27 protein-coding genes are annotated in these 19955 nt (G+C 32.9%); all 27 read left to right on the top strand.

All coding sequences use genetic code 11. The features are described from left to right. The first annotated feature begins 10 nt into the window (after positions 1–10). The 27 genes from ACNRYB_RS21130 to ACNRYB_RS21260 all read left to right on the top strand — a co-directional run bounded on the left by ACNRYB_RS21130 (position 11) and on the right by ACNRYB_RS21260 (position 19946). A complete protein-coding gene (locus ACNRYB_RS21130) occupies positions 11–1330 on the top strand; it encodes a RagB/SusD family nutrient uptake outer membrane protein (RefSeq protein ID WP_473728647.1) in 1320 nt (439 codons plus the stop codon). Positions 1331–1478: 148 nt separating this feature from the next. Continuing rightward, the gene (locus ACNRYB_RS21135; protein ID WP_473728648.1) at positions 1479–2243 is read left to right on the top strand and encodes a LytR/AlgR family response regulator transcription factor; all 765 of its coding nucleotides are present in this window, start codon (positions 1479–1481) and stop codon (positions 2241–2243) included. 225 nt (positions 2244–2468) lie between these two features. Then, positions 2469–3053: an NUMOD4 domain-containing protein gene (locus tag ACNRYB_RS21140; RefSeq protein ID WP_343707197.1), complete on the top strand. Its 585-nt coding sequence runs from the start codon at positions 2469–2471 to the stop codon at positions 3051–3053. A gap of 536 nt (positions 3054–3589) precedes the next feature. Beyond that, on the top strand, positions 3590–4978 hold the full coding sequence (gene lpdA, locus ACNRYB_RS21145; RefSeq protein ID WP_073416603.1) for a dihydrolipoyl dehydrogenase: 1389 nt from the start codon (positions 3590–3592) through the stop codon (positions 4976–4978). A gap of 164 nt (positions 4979–5142) precedes the next feature. Then, the gene (locus tag ACNRYB_RS21150) at positions 5143–5892 is read left to right on the top strand and encodes a YegJ family protein (protein WP_473728649.1); all 750 of its coding nucleotides are present in this window, start codon (positions 5143–5145) and stop codon (positions 5890–5892) included. Positions 5893–6044: 152 nt separating this feature from the next. Beyond that, entirely contained in the window at positions 6045–6551 is a 507-nt protein-coding gene (locus tag ACNRYB_RS21155) for a TPM domain-containing protein (protein ID WP_129745634.1), read from the top strand. 94 nt (positions 6552–6645) lie between these two features. Further along, positions 6646–7080 (top strand): GNAT family N-acetyltransferase, encoded by a 435-nt coding sequence (locus ACNRYB_RS21160; protein ID WP_129745633.1) that lies wholly within the window; start codon positions 6646–6648, stop codon positions 7078–7080. A 17-nt stretch (positions 7081–7097) separates the two neighbouring features. Continuing rightward, on the top strand, positions 7098–7496 hold the full coding sequence (locus ACNRYB_RS21165) for a DUF1801 domain-containing protein (RefSeq protein ID WP_129745632.1): 399 nt from the start codon (positions 7098–7100) through the stop codon (positions 7494–7496). A gap of 12 nt (positions 7497–7508) precedes the next feature. Next, positions 7509–8240 (top strand): DUF2625 domain-containing protein, encoded by a 732-nt coding sequence (locus ACNRYB_RS21170; protein ID WP_207214053.1) that lies wholly within the window; start codon positions 7509–7511, stop codon positions 8238–8240. Positions 8241–8349: 109 nt separating this feature from the next. Then, the gene (locus ACNRYB_RS21175; RefSeq protein WP_129745630.1) at positions 8350–8733 is read left to right on the top strand and encodes a YdeI/OmpD-associated family protein; all 384 of its coding nucleotides are present in this window, start codon (positions 8350–8352) and stop codon (positions 8731–8733) included. Positions 8734–8938: 205 nt separating this feature from the next. After that, complete coding sequence (locus tag ACNRYB_RS21180; protein ID WP_129745629.1) at positions 8939–9481, top strand: DUF2975 domain-containing protein; 543 nt, start codon at positions 8939–8941, stop codon at positions 9479–9481. Between the two features lie 10 nt (positions 9482–9491). Next, positions 9492–9698: a helix-turn-helix domain-containing protein gene (locus ACNRYB_RS21185; protein ID WP_008468622.1), complete on the top strand. Its 207-nt coding sequence runs from the start codon at positions 9492–9494 to the stop codon at positions 9696–9698. Positions 9699–9776: 78 nt separating this feature from the next. Then, the gene (locus ACNRYB_RS21190; RefSeq protein ID WP_473728650.1) at positions 9777–10370 is read left to right on the top strand and encodes an NAD(P)H-dependent oxidoreductase; all 594 of its coding nucleotides are present in this window, start codon (positions 9777–9779) and stop codon (positions 10368–10370) included. A 23-nt stretch (positions 10371–10393) separates the two neighbouring features. Then, the gene (locus ACNRYB_RS21195) at positions 10394–10837 is read left to right on the top strand and encodes a hypothetical protein (RefSeq protein WP_129745627.1); all 444 of its coding nucleotides are present in this window, start codon (positions 10394–10396) and stop codon (positions 10835–10837) included. Between the two features lie 101 nt (positions 10838–10938). Beyond that, the gene (locus ACNRYB_RS21200) at positions 10939–11427 is read left to right on the top strand and encodes an SRPBCC family protein (RefSeq protein WP_129745626.1); all 489 of its coding nucleotides are present in this window, start codon (positions 10939–10941) and stop codon (positions 11425–11427) included. Between the two features lie 35 nt (positions 11428–11462). Then, entirely contained in the window at positions 11463–11879 is a 417-nt protein-coding gene (locus ACNRYB_RS21205) for a hypothetical protein (RefSeq protein ID WP_129745625.1), read from the top strand. 7 nt (positions 11880–11886) lie between these two features. Next, entirely contained in the window at positions 11887–12099 is a 213-nt protein-coding gene (locus tag ACNRYB_RS21210) for an ArsR family transcriptional regulator (RefSeq protein WP_129745624.1), read from the top strand. A 79-nt stretch (positions 12100–12178) separates the two neighbouring features. Continuing rightward, positions 12179–12547, top strand: a complete 369-nt coding sequence (locus ACNRYB_RS21215) for a nuclear transport factor 2 family protein (RefSeq protein WP_129745623.1) — start codon at positions 12179–12181, stop codon at positions 12545–12547. A 116-nt stretch (positions 12548–12663) separates the two neighbouring features. Then, positions 12664–13716: a serine hydrolase domain-containing protein gene (locus tag ACNRYB_RS21220; protein ID WP_473728651.1), complete on the top strand. Its 1053-nt coding sequence runs from the start codon at positions 12664–12666 to the stop codon at positions 13714–13716. Beyond that, positions 13703–14125, top strand: a complete 423-nt coding sequence (locus ACNRYB_RS21225) for a DUF1801 domain-containing protein (RefSeq protein WP_473728652.1) — start codon at positions 13703–13705, stop codon at positions 14123–14125. The genes ACNRYB_RS21220 and ACNRYB_RS21225 overlap by 14 nt, the downstream gene beginning before the upstream one ends. A 1-nt stretch (position 14126) precedes the next feature. Continuing rightward, a complete protein-coding gene (locus ACNRYB_RS21230; RefSeq protein ID WP_473728653.1) occupies positions 14127–15230 on the top strand; it encodes an MBL fold metallo-hydrolase in 1104 nt (367 codons plus the stop codon). 120 nt (positions 15231–15350) lie between these two features. Further along, positions 15351–16475 carry a lactonase family protein gene (locus tag ACNRYB_RS21235; protein ID WP_473728654.1) on the top strand — a complete coding sequence of 375 codons (1125 nt, stop codon included), beginning with the start codon at positions 15351–15353 and terminating at the stop codon, positions 16473–16475. A gap of 105 nt (positions 16476–16580) precedes the next feature. Then, positions 16581–17108: a GNAT family N-acetyltransferase gene (locus ACNRYB_RS21240; RefSeq protein WP_473728655.1), complete on the top strand. Its 528-nt coding sequence runs from the start codon at positions 16581–16583 to the stop codon at positions 17106–17108. 89 nt (positions 17109–17197) lie between these two features. Beyond that, positions 17198–17779 carry an LOG family protein gene (locus ACNRYB_RS21245; protein ID WP_473728656.1) on the top strand — a complete coding sequence of 194 codons (582 nt, stop codon included), beginning with the start codon at positions 17198–17200 and terminating at the stop codon, positions 17777–17779. A gap of 124 nt (positions 17780–17903) precedes the next feature. Then, positions 17904–18371: an SRPBCC family protein gene (locus tag ACNRYB_RS21250; protein WP_473728657.1), complete on the top strand. Its 468-nt coding sequence runs from the start codon at positions 17904–17906 to the stop codon at positions 18369–18371. 264 nt (positions 18372–18635) lie between these two features. Continuing rightward, positions 18636–19004, top strand: a complete 369-nt coding sequence (locus tag ACNRYB_RS21255; RefSeq protein WP_129745616.1) for an iron chaperone — start codon at positions 18636–18638, stop codon at positions 19002–19004. A gap of 42 nt (positions 19005–19046) precedes the next feature. After that, positions 19047–19946 (top strand): TlpA family protein disulfide reductase, encoded by a 900-nt coding sequence (locus ACNRYB_RS21260; protein WP_129745615.1) that lies wholly within the window; start codon positions 19047–19049, stop codon positions 19944–19946. The last annotated feature ends 9 nt before the right edge of the window (positions 19947–19955 follow it).

Below are 19955 nucleotides of genomic sequence, written 5' to 3' on the forward strand. Positions count from 1 at the left end.
ACTAAAAAAGATGAAAAAATTCTCAAAATATATAACATTATTCGTTGCCGCTATTGCACTTAGCAGCTGCGATGATTACTTGGACATAACGCCTATCGGCAAAGTGATTCCAGAATCGTTGGATGAATTTCGTGCAGTTCTAACAAAAGGATATGCTTCATATCCAGAGCACAAATCATTGTCTGCTGTTCGTACAGACGAATTGGTAATGAATGAAGATAACAGTGAAGTTTCTATTTATAAAGATGTGTATCTATGGAAAGATGCAAATCCTGATAAAAGCACATTAGAGTTTCACTATCAAGATTTGTACAATGTTATTTTTTACACGAATGTAGTTATAAATGAAGCTTCAAAAAAACTTGAGGAATCTGCAGCAAAAGACCAATTATTGGGAGAAGCTTATGCGTTGAGAGCAATGGCAAACTTTGATTTGGTTAATCTTTTTGCAAAACCTTACAATGCTGCAACTGCAGGCACAGACAAAGGAATTCCGTTAGCTTTAGAAATTGACTTAGAACAAGTTTTTGTACCACAAAGTGTAGAAACTGTTTACAATCAGATTATCTCTGACACTAAAGAAGCTGAAAAATTAATTAACATTAGCACACAGCCTAAAGGATTAAATTACCGTTTCTCAAAAGCAGCTTTATTCAGTTTAGAAAGTCGTGTGTATTTGTATCAGCAGCAATGGCAAAAATCATTAGATGCGGCCAACAAAGCTTTAGAAATCAACAATACATTAATTGACTTAAAAGCAACTCCTGTTTTAGCTACCAAATTTGACGGAAAAGAATCAATTTTAGCGCTAGAAGACGGTTATATAATTGGTCTTCAAAGAGCTTCATTTGCTTCTGCCGATTTAATTGCAGCATATAACAAAACAACAGATTTACGTTTCCCGCTTTATTTCTCAGCTAGCGGAAGCCGTTTCAGAATTCTAAAAGGAGGAAATGACAATCAAAAGTCATCTTTCAGAACTTCAGAATTGTATTTAACAAAAGCTGAAACGCTGTTAAAACTAAATAACATTAATGATGCTAGAGCAATTGTTTTAAACTTCATCAAAAATAGATATTCTGCGACTGGATATACACAGTTAGAAGGTGAAGTTAATGCAATGAATGCTACAGATTTGGCAAACTTCATTTACGAAGAAAGACACAGAGAATTTGCTGTCGAAGGTCACCGTTGGTTTGACTTAAGAAGAACAACTCAAAAACAAATCGTTCATAAATATATGAGTGTTGAAAGCACTTTAATACAAAATGATCCGCGTTATACTATAATTTATCCAGCAAACGCGAGATTGAACAATCCCAATCTATAATTTTACCTAATTGTTTTTTTTTAAAAGGTCTAGTTTTTACAGCTAGGCCTTTTTTTTATAAAATCAGCACAACAAAATGCTCTCTTTATTGCGTATAAGAATTCCTGAATTTATCTTTGCATCATAACTGATTACAAATGTCTGCAAAATGAAAATTGCCATTGTCGAAGACGAATATCTTGCTTCTAGCTATCTAAAATCTATTTTAGAACAGCAGGATATTTTATCGATTGAAGCAATCAGCGTTTTAAAATCGGTAAAAGAAGCCGTAGCATTTTTTAGCGAAAACAAAGTCGATCTTGCTTTTATGGACATTCATTTGGGTGACGGAAAAAGTCTAGAAATTTTTGAAAAAGCAGATATCTCCTGCCCTGTTATTTTTGTAACCGCTTACGATTCTTATGCCATTTCGGTTTTCAAACATTTTACAATCGACTATCTTTTAAAACCATTTGAAGAAGAAGAATTATTGGAAGCACTTCAGAAATTCAAAAAAATAAAAGATAGCTTTAACAGCAATTCTACGCTTCAATCTTTAGTGGCAATAGAAAATCCTGAAACCAATAAAATCCAGCGCCATTTTTTGGTAAATCACGGTTATAAGCTGATTTCTATTAACGAAAGTGAAATCACTTACTTTACTGCGACTGGAAAGCATCTTTTTATTCATGTAAAATCAGGAAACAGCTATTTGTACAATAGTACCTTAACAGAAATTATAAACAGTCTTGATCCGTTTCATTTCTTTAAAATAAACCGAAAATATATTGTGACGCGAAACAGTATAAAAGAAGTTGTAAAACACTCCAATCAGAAAGTTGAATTGATTTTAAATGTTCCAGCAGCCGATTCTGATGCAATTTTCATTAGTAAAAAGGAAATTAATAATTTCAAAAACTGGCTAGATCAGTAATTTAACAATTATTTAGCTATAAAATCATGTAAAATCAAAAAGCAAGAAAACTGCATTTTTGATAAATTGTGATTTAAAATCCGACTAAAAACTATCAAAAAGACGTCAAAACGTTAAATTACCGTTATAGAAATCATAAAATTGCCCTTTCACAATCAGCAAGATAGCTGAAATTTTTGGTTTATTATTTATCTTTGAGAATATAGAAATCAAATGTAAAAGACAATGCCACAAAATAGATTTTATCCTGATGAAAAATTCAAAGAAATAGAAATAAATGCCTCATTACAATTAAGATACGCCATTTCTAACAGAGGAAGATTAATAAGTTTTACCGACAATATTGAAAACGGACGCATCTTAAAAGGCGGCTTAAGCGACGGATATCCAACTTTCCGTTTTAAGGTAAAAAAAGACGATAAAATCGTTAATAAATACCTATTTTTATACAAACTAGTCGCTCAATATTTTATCCCTAAAGAATCCGAAGATCAAACGTACGTTCTGCATTTAGATTACAACAGAGCAAACGATGATGTAAGCAATCTGCGTTGGGCAACCAAACAAGAGATGATGGCGCATAGTCGTAAAAGCCCTCGCGTTATTCAGGCAAAAAAGAACTTAATAGAACACAATCTCAAAGCAGACGGAAGAAAATTAACCACAACAAAAGTGATGTTAATCAAAAAAATCCTTGCAAGACCTGAACAAAAAACACGTCTTAAAATGATCGCAAAACAATTTGGCGTAAGCGAAATGCAGATCAGAAGAATTGCCAGCGGAGAAAACTGGGGACACGTTAAAATTTAATTATGAATTATGAGTTGTAAAATGCAAAATGTCAACTTAGTTCTAATTTTTAATTGTATCTACGATTGTCAGGCTGAGCGGAGTCGAAGCCCACGCGAAGTCTTTCCATCTGAATAAAAAATTATAAAAGCCACAGATTACACAGATTAACACAGATTTAAAAAAAAATCATTTTAATCCTAATAATCTGTGGCTTATTTATTATGTGCAAAAACAAAACACTGTCAGGCTGAGCGGAGTCGAAGCCTACAAACAAAGCTTTTTGGCTCGTTGAGAGTAACACTCAATAATCATGTAAATTTTTCAGATTTATCGTCAAAATCACAAAAAACACTTCATAATTCACAATTTACAATTCACAATTCATTCGGTTTCTGTGAAAAGACCAAAATCTCTGCCTTTAAAAACAAAATTTCAGGTGTTCATATAAAATAAATCCTTAAATTCGCAATCACAAATAACAAAAGAAGAAATCGAAAGATGAGTTTCGGAAATATAAACTTCATTTTCGATAGTTAATACTAAAAGCAAAAAAAATGAAATACGACGTTATTGTTTTAGGAAGTGGTCCTGGAGGATATGTAACAGCGATTAGAGCTTCACAATTAGGCTTTAAAACAGCTGTAGTAGAAAAAGAAAATCTTGGAGGAGTTTGCCTTAACTGGGGATGTATCCCAACAAAAGCGCTTTTAAAATCTGCTCAAGTTTTTGATTACCTTAAGCACGCTTCTGACTACGGATTGAAAGTTTCTGAATTTGATAAAGATTTCCCTGCTGTTATTCAACGCAGCCGTGGTGTTGCTGAAGGAATGAGCAAAGGAGTTCAATTCTTAATGAAAAAAAACAAAATTGACGTTATTGAAGGTTTTGGAAAACTAAAACCAGGAAAAAAACTTGACGTTACTGATAAAGACAATAAAGTTACAGAATATAGCGCTGATCACATTATCATCGCAACTGGTGCTCGCTCTCGCGAGTTGCCAAACTTACCTCAAGATGGTGTAAAAGTAATTGGATACCGTCAGGCAATGACTTTGCCAACACAGCCAAAATCTATGATTATTGTTGGTTCTGGAGCAATTGGAGTTGAGTTCGCTCACTTCTACAACTCAATGGGAACAGATGTAACTATCGTAGAATTTATGCCAAACGTTGTTCCTGTAGAAGACGAAGATATTTCAAAACAATTTGAGCGTTCTTTGAAAAAATCAGGAATTAAAGTAATGACGAACTCTTCTGTTGAGCGTATTGATACAACTGGAGCTGGAGTTAAAGCATTCGTTAAAACTGCAAAAGGAGAAGAAGTTCTTGAAGCTGATATCGTACTTTCTGCAGTTGGAATCAAAACAAACATTGAAAACATCGGATTAGAAGAAGTTGGCATTGCTGTTGACAGAGATAAAATCTTAGTAAACGCTTACAACGAAACTAATATTCCAGGATACTACGCAATTGGAGACGTTACTCCAGGTCAAGCTTTAGCGCACGTAGCTTCTGCTGAAGGAATCAACTGCGTTGAGAAAATTAAAGGTCTTCATGTAGATCCAATCGATTACGGAAACGTTCCTGGTTGTACTTACGCAACTCCAGAAATCGCTTCTGTTGGTTTAACAGAAAAACAAGCAAAAGAAAAAGGTTACGAATTAAAAATTGGTAAATTCCCATTCTCAGCTTCTGGAAAAGCAAAAGCTGCCGGAAATGCTGACGGATTCGTAAAAGTAATTTTCGATGCTAAATACGGAGAATGGTTAGGATGCCACATGATTGGTGCTGGTGTTACAGATATGATTGCCGAGGCAGTTGTAGCGCGTAAACTAGAAACTACTGGTCACGAAATTCTTAAATCTATCCACCCTCACCCAACAATGAGCGAGGCTGTTATGGAAGCTGTTGCTGATGCTTACGGCGAAGTAATTCACTTGTAAAAATATACCGTTTTACGGTTATATATAATTCTCAATTTATAAAATCCGATTTGTGAAAGCAAGTCGGATTTTTTTTATTATTGAATATAAAAATCATTAAATATCACTTCTTCTAAAGTAATAAAAAGATTACTTTTATCAATCATTTTTAAATGTTCATTTTTATGGAAGAAATAAAAATATTCTACGCCGACGGGGAAAACCCTAAAATGATTGAAGCTTACAAAAGAGCTCAAGAAACGTTTAAATACTTCTGGAGAGAAATTTCTTGGGAATACAGAAGAATAATTCCAGGATTGGACGTTGCATGCGTAAAACTAGCTTTTACACAAGAAATAGACAACGAAACTATCGTAGAACACATGTGGATTAACGACGTAAACTTTGACGGCGAAACTATATACGGAATTTTAGTAAACGATCCGAACGAATTAACGAATGTAAATAACGGAGACGAAATTGCTATTCCGATAAATCAAATCAGTGACTGGTTATTTGCCATTAATGGACACACTTATGGCGCATTTACAATACAGGCTATGCGTTCTGAAATGAACGAAGAAGAAAGAGAATCTCACGATGAAGCTTGGGGATTAGATTTTGGCGATTTTAATGATATTCTGATTGTAAATGAGCAAAAAGAAAAACCTGAAAATCTTATCGAACACCCAATGAGCAAAAACATGAAAGAAAGTCTTATTGAATTCGTTGCCAATAATCCTGAAGAAATATCCAGCCAAGACGAATTAGGATATACTTTTCTGCATCGTGAAACAATTGCAGGAAACCAGACTTCTGTAGAAGTCTTACTCGAATCTGGAGCAGACAAAAATGCAAAAACCCAAACTGGCAAAACTGCTTTTGATTTTGCCAAGGAATTAAAATGGGATCATTTATTGCCTATATTACAATAAAAAAAATAAAATCCGATCTGTTTTCACAAATCGGATTCTTATTTTTAGAAAACCTAATATTTTTCATTTCGAAACCAAAACTATTCTATTTTTCATCTGTTTAAAATAAAGAATATGCTACTTTTGCTGCACCAAATCTAAACTGCCATAGAATGAAAAAATTATTCTTTACGCTGGTACTGTTATCTTCAGTCCTACTATCTGCCCAAACAAAAAATGATACTGATTTTGCTTCTCAATTAAAAAACTCTTTCTCAGGATCTACAGACTGTGTTAATGACTTCGAAAAAATATTGGCACCAGCCGAACTTCAGTCTTTGAATACTACATTAAATGGTTTCGAAAAGAAATATCTTTATAAAATTGTTGTTATCACAACTCCTTCTTACGCACCATTTCAGTCGCTGGAAGAATATACATTGGAATTGGATAAATTTCTGTCAAAAGATCCTCGGTTAGACCCTACTCTTTTAATCATCTTAAGTAAAAAATTAAGGCAAATTCAAGTGATAAGTGTCGATTTTATAAAATACAAGTTAAGCACTGAAGATACACAAAACATAATTGGTACCTATTCTGTTCCCGAACTTAAAAAAGGAAACTATTATAAAGCTTTGGAACTGGCATCAAATGAATTTATGAAAAAGCTTCAACCATAAAATCAACATCCGATTTGCATAAGCAAGTCGGATTTTTTTATTTATCTTGTCTCACCTTAATAAATGTCTTATTCTGGTTAATTTTAAATTATAAATGGCAACTATAATAGAATCTAGAAATATCGATTTGCAGCATTTAAGACAATTATTTCTAGATGAAAGAAAAAGAACATTTACAGAACAAAACTTATCAGAATTTAGATTAGAAGATTTTGACAAGCAAACTCAAGGTGAATATATTCTGGCCGCTCTTATTGATGATATTCCTGTTGGATTTATCTCGATCTGGATGCCTAACAATTTTATCCATCATCTTTACGTTGACACTAAACATCAGGGAAAAAACATTGGCACAGAATTATTAAAAGCTTGCATAAAGAAGACAGTGTTTCCAATTACTTTAAAATGCCTTATAAGCAATAGCAAAGCCATTGAATTTTACATCAAAAAAGGATTTACAGAAAAATCGAGAGGGCATTCAAGCAACGGAACTTATATTTTATTTGAACTAACAAAAGAGATAGAATAACCTAAAATGCTAAAGATATGAACCAGATTCAGGATTACAACGATTCTCAAACGGCAGAAAACAAAGAAATCTGCGATCTTCTTTATAGAATTATACATAAAAACTTAGCTGAAGCCGAAAACAAAATCTGGCATGCCCATCCTGTTTGGTTTCTAGACGGAAACCCAATTGTAGGTTACAGCAAATTAAAAGATTCCATAAGACTGCTATTCTGGAGCGGACAATCTTTTGAAGAAGAAAAACTCCAAAACGAAGGTTCGTTTAAAGCAGCCGAAATGCGCTATACAAACGCCAGCCAGATAAATGAAGAAGACCTAAAACGCTGGCTACAAAAAAGCAAAGAAATTCAATGGGATTACAAAAACATTGTAAAACGCAAAGGAGTTCTAATTCGACTATTAACCAAACCCTATTAACATAAAAACCAAATGAAATTTTTCCCTCTATTCGCCTTGACTTTTTTAACCTCATTAACCTTTTCACAAACAAAAATGCGACCTGTAAACGAACTTATCGATCAAAATGATTCTGGATGGAAATTAATAAAAGAATGGACCGCTTCTGCTAAAAATAAAGTTGAAATTCTTCCCGCAGATCCGCAAAAAGCAAAAGACGCTTTGTATCACACGCAAGTAACAACCGCTTCGCCAATGGGCGCTATAGTGTATAAAACTGGAGGAATTTTAATCGACAACGGCTGGATTAGAATTTTAGGTTCTGGAAACGCAAAATTAAATCGCAGTCTTCCCGATTGGAACAAAGGAAAATCTTTTAAAGAATTTGGAGAAACGCCTTCCTATCTTTTAATTGCCGACGATGCCCTAGGTGGTTTTTATTTGCTAAACGGAGGTGCATTTGGAACAGATCTAGGAAAAATATATTATTTTGCTCCAGATAATTTAGAATATGAACCACTAGATATTACTTATTCGCAATTTTTAGAATTCTGTTTTAATAATAATCTCGACAAATATTACGAAGGCAGCCGATGGGAAGATTGGAAAAAAGAAGTGATTGCTTTACAAGGCGATCAGGTTTTCAATTTTTATCCATTTCTATGGTCAGAAGAAGGAAGTGATATCAATAAAGTACAAAGAAAAATTATCCCTGTTGAAGAGCAATACAATCTCAATTTAGATTTAAGAAAACAGCTCCAATAATAAACTAAAACACATAACGTATTATTTTTCAAAACTTTATTTTTAATTTTATTACTGACATACTGTTGTCATAACCGTATTTTACTTTTATAAAATAAAAATAAAAAAGATGGAAACTAAAGACGGGAAATTGGCTGTTTATGCTCCAACGAGACAGGATTGGCGCAACTGGCTTGAAGCAAATAGCCAAACAGAAAAATCGGTTTGGCTAATCTTGTATCATAAAAAAAGTAAAACGCAAAGTGTAAATCTAATCGAAGCTACCGAAGAAGCGCTTTGTTTTGGATGGATTGACAGCCTCTGCAAAAAACGAGACGGCGAAAGCTATTACCTTACTTTCTCTCACCGAAATCCCAAAACGAGCAAATGGAGCAAACCTAATATCGAAAGAGCAGAACGTATGATTCAGCAAAATTTAATGACTGAACATGGTCAGAAATTAATCGATATTGCAAAAGAAAAAGGAAAATGGATTATTGACGATTCAGAATAGACTGTTTTGAAAAAGGCATGTATTCTAAATATAAAAACATTTTAAGAGGCGAAAGGAAAATGCTTCCTTACAAAGATTATAAAAGAAGAAAACACAGCTCCAGCATATTTAATGTTGGAGCTTTTTTTTTGATAAAAACCATTTATTTATTGTTTATCAATAAATTTTTATTATTTTAGCAGCATAACTTTTAATCTTGAATAACATGGAAATTAAAATTGGAACACCACAGATTCTAAAAATCCTGAACATCTTATCATGGATTATTTTTGTTGGCTTATGTGTAGAAGCTGGTATGTATCTTTTTAATGGAATTTACACTATGACTATAAATTCCTATAATGCCCGCTTCCTTGATTTACTCGATTTGTACAAAAGCAGTCCTAGTTTTTACATTCAAGAAATGTGCTTTATCAGTATTGTAGCCATATTAAAAGCGATTATGTTTTATCTGATTGTAAAAATGCTTCATGACAAAAAATTAAATATAGAACAGCCTTTTACTCCAGAAACAGGGCGCTTTATATCTTATCTTTCTTATCTTGCCTTCGGAATTGGATTGTTTTCTTTTTGGGCTTTCAAATTCAATAATTGGCTAATTCTAAAAGGTGTTAAACTTCCTTCTTTAGAATCTCTTAATCTCGAAGGACATAGCATTTGGATCTTTATGGCAATTGTAATGTTTGTTGTCGGACAGATTTTTAAAAGAGGAATCGAAATTCAATCTGAAATAGACTTAACCATTTAAACGAAAAATTATGCCCATTATAGTAAATTTAGACGTCATGATGGCAAAGAGAAAAATGTCATTAAATGAGCTTTCAGAAAAAGTAGACTTAACATTATCAAACCTTTCCATCTTAAAAACGGGCAAAGCAAAAGCAATCCGTTTCAGCACACTCGAAGCAATCTGTAAAGTTTTGGATTGTCAGCCTGGCGATATTTTAGAATTCTCCGAAGATTAATTTTGTTTTGATTTAATTTGTATTTTCGTACAAATCAGATATGATTTTTAAATAGTTGAAAATCTAAAAAAATCTAAAATGAATATTCTAATCATTTACGCGCATCCGAGCAAAAAATCGTACACTTTTCAGGTCTTGGAAAAGTTAAAAATAGCTTTAGGCAGTGAAAATTGGAATGTAGAAATCTCAGATTTATACGCATCAAATTTCATTAGCGATATGTCTGAAGCAGAATACGAGCGTGAAGGGTTTGCCAAAACACAGCTTCCGATTCCAGCAGATGTTTTAGCAGAACAGGAAAAAATAGAAAAAGCAGATTGCATTATTTTCCTTTATCCAGTTTGGTGGAGCGATTGTCCTGCAAAGCTGAAAGGCTGGTTTGACCGTGTTTATTCTGTTGGATATGCATACGGCCAAAATGAAACTTCAAGAAAAATGAAAACCATTCCGTATGGACTTGTAATCTGTACTGCGGGTCATCCGAATGACTTTTTACAAGAAATAGAAATCGCACAAAGCATGGAGAAAATTATGCTGGATGACAGACTTGGAAAACGTTTCACAAATAAAGAAATGATTATTTTGGGAGGAACTTTAGAACTCGAAAATGTAATGGCACAGCATTTTGAGCTGATTAATAAAATTCCAGAAAAAATCAAACTAACACAATAATTTTCAAATATTTACTAATAAAAATGACACCAGAAAGCAATTTAGAAAAATCAGTTTTTGAAGAAATTCCAACCGAAAAAATATACTCAGAAAAAGCAATAAGAATAGGAACATTTTTTGCTGGTCCGCTAGTTGCTGGTTATTGCATAGCGGAAAATTTTAAAGCGTTTAACGACTTTGAAAAAGCAAAAAACACATGGATTATTACAGCCCTGTCAATGATTGCAATTATTGGGCTTATTTTTATTATTCCCGAAAACTTTCCAAGCATTCTTTTTCCAGTTCTTTATTCAGTTGTTGCTTCTTATTTCTTGAAAAAATTTCAGGAACAGGACATTCAGAAACATATTCAAAATGGAGGTGAAACTTTCGGCGGATGGCGAGTTACCTTGATTGGTTTATTAAGCATTATTGTTTTTTTCGGGATCATAATGAGCATTATCTTATTAACCGAAAATGCTGGATAATTTTTCTGTCCGAAATACACCTCAAAATTGTCTTTTAAGCACCTTAATCAATTGATTATTAGATTGTAATTTTACCTTACTAATTTAAAATCCAATCAATTATGAGCGCTCAAGATTTTACCACAACAATAATTGTCAATCAATCACCCGAAGAAGTTTTTAAAGCCATACAAAACGTTAAAGGCTGGTGGTCAGAAGAAATTGAAGGAAAAACAGCAAACCAAGGCGACGAATTCAAATATCATTACGAAGATGTTCATCGCTGTAAAATAAAATTGACAGAAGTCATTCAGAATCAGAAAATTGTCTGGCTAATTGAGGAAAACTATTTTAGTTTTACGAAAGACGACACAGAATGGACCAATACTAAAGCTGTTTTTGAAATTTCGAAAGAAAATAATAAAACAAAACTCACTTTTACACATGTTGGTCTGGTTCCAGAATATGAATGTTTTGATGTCTGCAAAGCTGGCTGGAGCAACTATATTGAGAATAGTTTAAAAAAACTTATAGAAACTGGAAAAGGGCAGCCCAATGCAACTGGAAAACCTCAAATAGAAACAGAAAGGGCTTTATCATCAAAAGAATAAATTTCATAAATTCGTTACAATAAAAAACGAAAATTATGAACCCAATTTTTATAAATACTTTGGCCGTAATTGCAGGTCTTGTCATCGGAAGCATTGTCAACATGAGTATCATTTTAATAAGCGGTTCTATAATTCCGCCTCCAAATGGTGCCGATGTTACCACTACAGAAGGTCTACAGGCTACAATGCATTTATTTGAGCCAAAGCATTTTCTATTTCCATTTTTGGCCCACGCCATCGGAACTTTTGCTGGAGCACTTACAACTGCATTATCTGCTGCTTCTCACAAAACAAAATTAGCTTTTGTCATTGGAGCTTTCTTTTTATTTGGCGGCATCACAATGGTTTTTACACTTCCATCCCCAATTTGGTTCAGCATTGTCGATTTAGTTTTTGCTTACCTTCCAATTGCTTATCTGGCTTCTAAAATTGCTGTAAAAAAGAAAATATAAAGGAAAAATGGAAACCAAGAATACTATAAAACCAGCCAAAAAATGCTACAGTCATATTGGCGGCAAACTAGGCGAATTGCTTTTCGAAACATTCGCAGACAAAAAATGGATTGCCAAAAATGATGTTTCAGACAAACATTTTTATATTACCGAATTGGGAGAAAAAGAGTTTGCCAAACTAGGCATAGACCTTAGCAAAATAAAATCGGAAGACATTTAATTTTATAATTTTTAGATTCTTTTCTGCAAAATTTGTAGCGCTTAATTTCATATCTTAGTTTACTTTTAAATCCTGAATCATGACTAAGAAAGAAATCGCTAAAAACTTCCTGAAACTGGCAGCTAAAGGACATTCTCATGAAGGTTTTCGATTATATGTCGGAGAGAATTTCAAACATCATAACGCCTACTTCAAAGGTGACGCAGAAACATTGATGCTTGCTATGGAAGAGTCTGCCAGAACAAACCCAAATAAAGTTTTTAAAATCCATCATATTTTAGAAGACGGAAATTTGGTTGCCGTGCATTCGCATCTCAAACAGACACCTTCAGATATCGGGTTTGCTGTTGTGCATATTCTCAAATTCGATTCAGATAAAATCATCGAACTTTGGGATTTAGGACAGCCTGTACCAAAAGATTCTATTAATCAAAATGGAATGTTTTAGTTAATTGTGAATTATTAATGGTAAATTATTAATTCAAAAACTAAATCTATAAATAACAACTAAACGCATTCACTACATTTCACCATTTACAATTAACAATTCACCATTAAAAACAAATGAACTTCATAACTAAGATCTCCTTACTATTAGTTTTAATCTTTACTTCATGCAATTCATCGGCTCAAAAAAAAGAGGATTATAAAAAAAGTATTGATAGTATACTTCAAAACTCTAATCCTAAATTTAATGGTGCAGTTTTAATTTCACAAAACGGAAAAACATTGTATTCCAAAGTTGAAGGTCTTTCAAACTTCGAGACAAAAAAGCCTTTACAAATGGACACTAAGTTTGAAATTATGTCAAACAGCAAATTAATTGCTGCGACCTTGCTTTTATTGGAAGTTGAAAAAGGAAAAATAGATTTGAATGCTCCAATTAAAAAGTATCTGCCAGAACTCACGCAAACTTGGGCAGATTCTGTTACGGTCCATCAGCTTTTAAACCATTCACACGGAATTGTCGATTTACAAAAACCATTGGTTTTTAAACCTGGAACGCAATATAAATATGGAAATTTAAGTTTCAATTTGGTTGCCAAAATTGTAGCATTCAGCTCTAAAAAAAGTTATAGAGAAGTTGCCGAATCGCTTTTTAAGAAATTAAAAATGAATCAGACTTTTTGTTATTCTCCAGATAAAACTCAAAATCTTGCTACTGGTTATTTTAATGCAAAAAATCAGCTGGAGCCTATTAAAACCAGACAAATTACTGACGAAAGCCTTGGTGCAGATGGCATTATTTCTACCGTTTCAGATCTTGCGATTTGGAACAACAATCTTCATAAAGGAAAAATTCTGAAACCAGAATCTTATCAGCTATTAACTAAAAATACAATTCTTTCGCAACACAATTTCTTTGGAAAAGAAAAAGAACCTTATGGTTACGGAATTAGAATTATTGAAGAAGAAAACATAAAATATCTAGGACACACTGGCTTAGGTGATGGTTTTTCTTCTGTAAATTTGTATTTCCCTGAAAGTGATATCAGTTTCGTTGCTATGGAAAACCAGATGCCAGAAGATGCTGATTTGTTTTACATAACCGAATTCAAAATCAAAAACTTTTTGCTCAAAAGCGATTTAATAAAGAAAAATAATGGCAAAAAATAAAACTACAGAAACTCAAAATAGCGTTACTGATTTTATTAACGCTGTTGAAAATGATGTCAAAAGAAATGACGCTTTTGAACTTATAAAAATAATGCACGAAATAACAGGTTTTGAGCCCAAAATGTGGGGACCTAGCATTATAGGTTTTGGAAGTTATCATTATAAATATGAAAGCGGACATGAAGGAGATGCGCCGCTTGCCGGTTTTTCGCCAAGAAAAACAGCACTGACCGTTTATTTTTATCTGCCAGAAGAAAAAAGAGAAGTACTATTACCTAAACTTGGAAAACACACTTCTTCTAAAGCTTGTATTTATATTAAGAAATTGGCTGATATTGATATCGAAACCTTAAAAGAAATAATTTTACTTTCATTACAATACACTAAGAAATTATATCCCTCAAAATAAAATGACTACATCCTTAATCATTATAGCATTAATTGCCATTATCGTCTATAATTTTCTTCAGCATCCTAAATTTGGAAAAGCGCCTTCTGGCGAAAGATTGATTCAAATTCAAAATTCACCACAGTATAAAAACGGGAAATTCGAAAATCAGAGCTTTACTCCAGATTTAGCTGAAGGAGCAAGTATGGCTGGAGTTTTGTTTGAATTTTTCTTTAAAAAGGTAGAAAGAAAAATTCCAACAGATTTGATTCCATCTATAAAAACCAATTTATTGGAACTTTCTTCAGATCAGGATATTTTAGTTTGGTTTGGTCATTCTTCCTATTTTATTCAGCTGGAAGGAAAACGTTTTTTAATTGATCCTGTTTTTAGCGGAAACGCCTCTCCTATTCCTGGTACAACAAAATCATTTAAAGGATCTGATATTTATACGGCCGACGATCTTCCAGAAATTGATTATTTATTGATTACGCACGATCATTATGACCATTTGGATTACGACACGATTTTAAAATTAAAACTAAAAACTAAAAAAATAATTACCGCACTTGGCGTAGGTTCGCATTTGGAATATTGGGGATTTCCATCAGAAAATATTATTGAAAAAGATTGGTACAGCACCATCAAATTAGATGAAAATCTAACGCTTCATACCGCGCCATCAAGACATTTTTCAGGCAGAAGCTTTAAAAGATGCAATACGCTTTGGACTTCTTTTATACTGGAAACCAAAAATTTCAAAATGTATTTGGGCGGAGACAGTGGCTACGATTCGCATTTTGCCGAAATTGGCGAAAAATACGGCCCTTTTGATATTGCATTACTTGATAATGGCCAATACAATGAAAAATGGAAATACATCCACAACATGCCAGAAGATGTAATAAAAGCCATGAAAGACCTAAAAGCCAAAAGAGTTTTTCCAGTGCATTCTTCTAAGTTTTCATTATCGCTTCATTCATGGGATGAGCCTTTAATAAAAGTAACAGAATTAAATAATCTATCTGAAAACCCGACTCCGTTAATTACCCCAATGATAGGCGAAGCAGTTGAATTAAAAAATGACAAACAGGAATTTAAACAATGGTGGAAAGGAGTTAATTAATTGCTATGTCACCCTGAGCGGAGTCGAAGGGCATCCAATTAGCACTAAGACTTCGACTTCGCTCAGCCTGACAATGTAGGCAAAACTTGAAACCTGAAACTTGAAACAAACTTAAAAACCGTGAAAAGCAAAACATTTTTTTTAGCACTTTTATTTCTCATAACAACCAACATTTTTTCTCAAAATACCTATGTCTTTTTAGGCTCTTATAATCGTGATAAATCGGCAGAAGCAATTCAGGTTTATCAATTGGATACATTGAGTGGAAAACTAACCAAATTTACTTCGGTCAAAAACATTGTAAATCCGTCTTATTTAACCATTTCTCCAAACGGAAAATATATTTATGCCTGTACTGATACCAAAACTCCAAATGCAGGAAGCGTAAGCAGTTTTGAATTTAATCCGTCAGCAAAAACTTTAACTTTTTTAAACAGCCAAAGAAGCGGTGGTGAAAATCCCGTATATGTCAGCGTTCATAAAAACGGGAAATGGCTTGCTAACGCCAATTATACAGAAGGCAGCGTTTCGGTATATCCACTTCTGGAAAACGGTAAAATCGATTCGATTGCACAGAATTTTCAATATATGGATGGAAGCGTAAATAAAGATAGACAAACTAGATCTCACGTACACTCAGCAGTATTTTCTCCACAATGCGATTATTTGTTTTTGCCCGATTTAGGTGCCGATAAAATTCGCTGTTATGCTTTTGATGAAAATCAGAAAAAGCCTTTAGTGGAAACTAAAAATCCATTTACAAAAACCGATTTAGAAGCTGGACCAAGACATTTTACCTTTCATCCCAATCAAAAATGGGGATATTGCATTGAAGAAATGGCCGGACAGATAAGCGTTTACAATTATGAAAATGGCATTTTAAACAAAATTCAGCGCATTGCCACACATCCAGAAAAAATAAAAGAAGGTTTTGAAAGTTCTGACATCCACATTTCTCCTGACGGCAAATTTCTTTATGCAACAAATCGCGGCAAAGAAAACAATATTGCCATTTTCTCTATTGATGAAAATGGATTTCTTAAAAACATTGGTTATCAATCTACTTTAGGAAAACATCCACGAATTTTTGCCATTGACGAAAGCGGGAAATTTTTAGTTGCATCAAATGTACAAACTGGGAATGTTGTGGTTTTTAAAAGAGATTTTAAAACTGGATTACTTAAAAAAGTAGGAAAACAGGTTAAAATGGAAAATGTCTCTTGTGTACATATTAAGTGTATTTGATATTTGTCTAAGAATTTTTTAGGCAAACATACTATTAAATAACAATACTATTCTTACTTTTGCAACATAAACAGAATTAATCATCCTAAAAAAGCAAACCATAAAATGCAAATATCAAACTTCAATTTACAGCCCGATTTCTTAGAAAACGAAATTACAAAGTTAATTCCGCTAGAAGAAAAACATTTTGAAGCATTATTTGAAGTCGCTTCCGACCCTTTGATTTGGGAACAAAATCCAGCTAAGGATCGATACACAAAAGAAGGTTTTAAAACTTTTTTTGATATTATAATTACAAAAAGTCCGTTCTTAATTCTCGATAAACAAACTGGCGAAATTATGGGAACAACGAGTTTTTACGATTACAATCCCGAAAAATCGAATGTGGGAATTGGTTACACTTTTATTACAAGAAAATATTGGGGCGGCCCATACAATAAATCAAACAAAAAATTAATGATCGATTATGCATTTCAGTATGTTGATTCGGTACTTTTTCACATCGGAGCAGAAAATTTCCGTTCTCAAAAAGCCGTTTTAAAACTTGGAGCAGAAAAAATCAATGAGCTGACATTTGCTATTAATGGTGCAGAAGTGCCTTATTTTGAATATGAGTTGAAGAAAAAAGAATAAATGAAAGAAGAAAGAGGCAAGAGAAAAGATATTGAATTTAATACATCGTCTTGCTTCTTTCATCTTTCCCTTCTTAAAAAAATAAAACAATGAAAAGAATAACAGTATTCTGTGCTTCAAGTTTTGGTACGGAAAAAATTTACGAAGAACAAGCAAGTCTGGTTGGAAAAACTTTAGCTGAGCAAAATATAGAATTAGTTTACGGCGGTGCAAATGTAGGTTTAATGGGCGCTGTTGCAGACGGAGCTTTAAATGCTGGAGGAAAAGTAATTGGCGTTCTTCCAAACTTTCTGAGATCAAAAGAAATTGCGCATTTAGGTTTAACCGAATTGATTTTGGTAGAAAGTATGCACGAAAGAAAAACTAAAATGAATGAATTATGTGATGGCGTAATTGCGTTACCAGGAAGTTTTGGAACTTTAGAAGAACTTTTTGAAATGCTGACTTGGGAACAATTGGGTCTACATAAGAAACCTATTGCAATTCTTAACATAAACGGCTTTTACGATTCTTTAATCCAACTAACTAAAATTATGGTTGAAAAAGGTTTCTTAAAAAGTGAATACCAACAAATGTTAATCGTTGGTGAAACTATTGAAGATCTTCTGTATAAAATGAAAAACTATATCGCGCCAACTGTTGTAAAATGGATTAATAAAGAAGAATTGTAAATTCTGAATTATAAATTCAAAATCATTCGTTATGAATTGAAAATGAAGAGTTAGAAGTAAAAAATTTAGAGTTATATTTACATTTCCTTCTAACTTTAACAAACAACTTCTAACCTCAAAAAAAATGAAAACAGAAAACAACAAATTTGCAAAGGCCGAAATGCTGATTAGAAAACCTGTTTCAGAAGTTTTTCAGGCTTTTATTGATCCGCAGATCACAAGTAAATTTTGGTTTACAAAAGGATCAGGAAAATTAGAAGAAAACCAAAAAACCGAATGGACTTGGGAAATGTATGGTTTCTCTCTTTCTGTTACGACACTTGTCATTCAAGAAAATAAAAAAATTGTAATCGAATGGGGAAATCCTGACGAAATTACATTGGTCGAATGGGTTTTTAGTCCGTTAAACGAAAATGAAACTTTTGTTAGTATTACTAATTCTGGTTTTCATGGTGATACAGATAAAATAATCGATCAGGTTCGCAACTCAACTGAAGGCTTTACTTTGGTTTTAGCTGGAGCAAAAGCTTATTTAGAACATAATTTAAGATTGAATCTGGTTTTGGATCGTTTTCCGAAAGGACTTGCTTAATCTTATTGAACCGCAAAGTCTTTTTTTACCACAAAGCACGCAAAGATTTACGTAAAGAACGCTAAGTTTTTTTGAGAGTCATTTAAAATGAAAAAGTTCACAAAGCTTTGTCTTGACAAAGTTTTTATAGACTATGCTTTACGAACTTAAAATATAGATTTTGCTTAGTCTTCGCGGTAAAAATTTAACCGCAAAGAAAGTCAACTTGAAACGTGAAACCTGACACGAGGCTTTAGCCGAATTGGCGAAGCAAACAAAAAAACTATGGAAGTAAAGAAACCCGAAAATATAGACGAATACATTGGCGGATTTCCGAATGATGTTCAGGAAGTTCTAGAAAAAGTTCGTATGACGATTCAGAAAGCGGCGCCTGACGCTAAAGAGAAAATCAGTTATTCGATGCCTGCTTTTGAGCAGAACGGAATTGTAGTTTATTTTGCAGCTTTTAAAAATCATATCGGACTTTATGCTTTGCCAAGCGGACATGAAGCTTTTGCTACAGAACTTTCAAAATATAAATCAGGGAAAGGCTCTGTTCAATTTCCTTTGAAAGATCCAATGCCTTACGATTTAATTACCAAAATTGTTAAGTTTAGGGTAAAAGAAAATCTTGAAAAAGCAAAAGAGAAATAATTATTAGATTCTATTTTCTTATCATTTACAAAGCCTTATTTAATGAAAAAAATAAACATTCTTTTTTTACTATTTAGCTTTTTTATAAGCTATTTGGGTTTTGCTCAAGACGAAGCTGCAATTGAAAAAGAAATCTTAGAACTTCACAAGCCCACAAAAAAAGTTCGCGATTCAATCGTAACACTACAAAAAGGTCTTTATTCAAAATTTGAAATTGAAAAAGACTCTATTATTAAAAATCAATTAAGCCTTCGTTTAGATGAATTGGAAAATGCAAAGGATCAAAATGATATTGAAGAATTAAAACTTGATTTTGCTTTTGCTAAAAATCATCCTAATTCATACCGTGCTTTACAACTTATACGAATTCATGTTAGTCGTTTTATTGGAATGAATTTTTATGACACTTTCGTAGAAGTTTTTGAAAATTTTACGCCCGAAATAAGGAATTCTGAAAAAGGGCAAGAAATGTCCGAGAAACTAAAATATTTTAAACAAAGCAAAGTTGGAAGCCCTGCTCCCTACTTTAATCTGAAAGACATTGATAATAAAACCATTTCGCTTGCCGATTTTAAAAACAAACGATATGTTTTAATTGATTTCTGGGCGAGCTGGTGTGCTCCTTGCCGCGAAGAATTACCGTATATTAGAGAGTTATACAAAAAATATAATTCACTAGGTCTTGAAATTATAAGCATTACAAAAGATGAAAAATCAGATGCTTGGAAAAAGGCCATTATAAAAGATAAAATCGAATCTTGGAAACACATTTCAATTTTAGAAAATAACAGTTCTATAGATACCGATTATTTCGTTAGCGGAATCCCTCACAAGGTTCTTATTGATAAAAATGGTATTATTATCGGAAAATGGAAAGGTGGCGGAGAAAACAATAAACATGATTTACAAAAGCTTTTAAAATCTATTTTTGAAGCAGAATAACCTACATAA

Source organism: Flavobacterium sp. CR10 (assembly GCF_055814415.1).

Coding starts and splice junctions, on each gene's coding strand:
- ACNRYB_RS21195 (WP_129745627.1), top strand. CDS start 10,394: ATGACACCAGAAAGCAATTTAGAAAAATCAGTTTTTGAAGAAATTCCA.
- ACNRYB_RS21255 (WP_129745616.1), top strand. CDS start 18,636: ATGGAAGTAAAGAAACCCGAAAATATAGACGAATACATTGGCGGATTT.
- ACNRYB_RS21130 (WP_473728647.1), top strand. CDS start 11: ATGAAAAAATTCTCAAAATATATAACATTATTCGTTGCCGCTATTGCA.
- ACNRYB_RS21210 (WP_129745624.1), top strand. CDS start 11,887: ATGGAAACCAAGAATACTATAAAACCAGCCAAAAAATGCTACAGTCAT.
- ACNRYB_RS21215 (WP_129745623.1), top strand. CDS start 12,179: ATGACTAAGAAAGAAATCGCTAAAAACTTCCTGAAACTGGCAGCTAAA.
- ACNRYB_RS21245 (WP_473728656.1), top strand. CDS start 17,198: ATGAAAAGAATAACAGTATTCTGTGCTTCAAGTTTTGGTACGGAAAAA.
- ACNRYB_RS21205 (WP_129745625.1), top strand. CDS start 11,463: ATGAACCCAATTTTTATAAATACTTTGGCCGTAATTGCAGGTCTTGTC.
- ACNRYB_RS21140 (WP_343707197.1), top strand. CDS start 2,469: ATGCCACAAAATAGATTTTATCCTGATGAAAAATTCAAAGAAATAGAA.
- ACNRYB_RS21230 (WP_473728653.1), top strand. CDS start 14,127: ATGACTACATCCTTAATCATTATAGCATTAATTGCCATTATCGTCTAT.
- ACNRYB_RS21225 (WP_473728652.1), top strand. CDS start 13,703: ATGGCAAAAAATAAAACTACAGAAACTCAAAATAGCGTTACTGATTTT.
- ACNRYB_RS21175 (WP_129745630.1), top strand. CDS start 8,350: ATGGAAACTAAAGACGGGAAATTGGCTGTTTATGCTCCAACGAGACAG.
- ACNRYB_RS21135 (WP_473728648.1), top strand. CDS start 1,479: ATGAAAATTGCCATTGTCGAAGACGAATATCTTGCTTCTAGCTATCTA.
- ACNRYB_RS21190 (WP_473728650.1), top strand. CDS start 9,777: ATGAATATTCTAATCATTTACGCGCATCCGAGCAAAAAATCGTACACT.
- ACNRYB_RS21165 (WP_129745632.1), top strand. CDS start 7,098: ATGAACCAGATTCAGGATTACAACGATTCTCAAACGGCAGAAAACAAA.
- ACNRYB_RS21200 (WP_129745626.1), top strand. CDS start 10,939: ATGAGCGCTCAAGATTTTACCACAACAATAATTGTCAATCAATCACCC.
- ACNRYB_RS21170 (WP_207214053.1), top strand. CDS start 7,509: ATGAAATTTTTCCCTCTATTCGCCTTGACTTTTTTAACCTCATTAACC.
- ACNRYB_RS21180 (WP_129745629.1), top strand. CDS start 8,939: ATGGAAATTAAAATTGGAACACCACAGATTCTAAAAATCCTGAACATC.
- ACNRYB_RS21185 (WP_008468622.1), top strand. CDS start 9,492: ATGCCCATTATAGTAAATTTAGACGTCATGATGGCAAAGAGAAAAATG.
- ACNRYB_RS21160 (WP_129745633.1), top strand. CDS start 6,646: ATGGCAACTATAATAGAATCTAGAAATATCGATTTGCAGCATTTAAGA.
- ACNRYB_RS21250 (WP_473728657.1), top strand. CDS start 17,904: ATGAAAACAGAAAACAACAAATTTGCAAAGGCCGAAATGCTGATTAGA.
- ACNRYB_RS21220 (WP_473728651.1), top strand. CDS start 12,664: ATGAACTTCATAACTAAGATCTCCTTACTATTAGTTTTAATCTTTACT.
- ACNRYB_RS21155 (WP_129745634.1), top strand. CDS start 6,045: ATGAAAAAATTATTCTTTACGCTGGTACTGTTATCTTCAGTCCTACTA.
- ACNRYB_RS21260 (WP_129745615.1), top strand. CDS start 19,047: ATGAAAAAAATAAACATTCTTTTTTTACTATTTAGCTTTTTTATAAGC.
- lpdA (WP_073416603.1), top strand. CDS start 3,590: ATGAAATACGACGTTATTGTTTTAGGAAGTGGTCCTGGAGGATATGTA.
- ACNRYB_RS21150 (WP_473728649.1), top strand. CDS start 5,143: ATGGAAGAAATAAAAATATTCTACGCCGACGGGGAAAACCCTAAAATG.
- ACNRYB_RS21240 (WP_473728655.1), top strand. CDS start 16,581: ATGCAAATATCAAACTTCAATTTACAGCCCGATTTCTTAGAAAACGAA.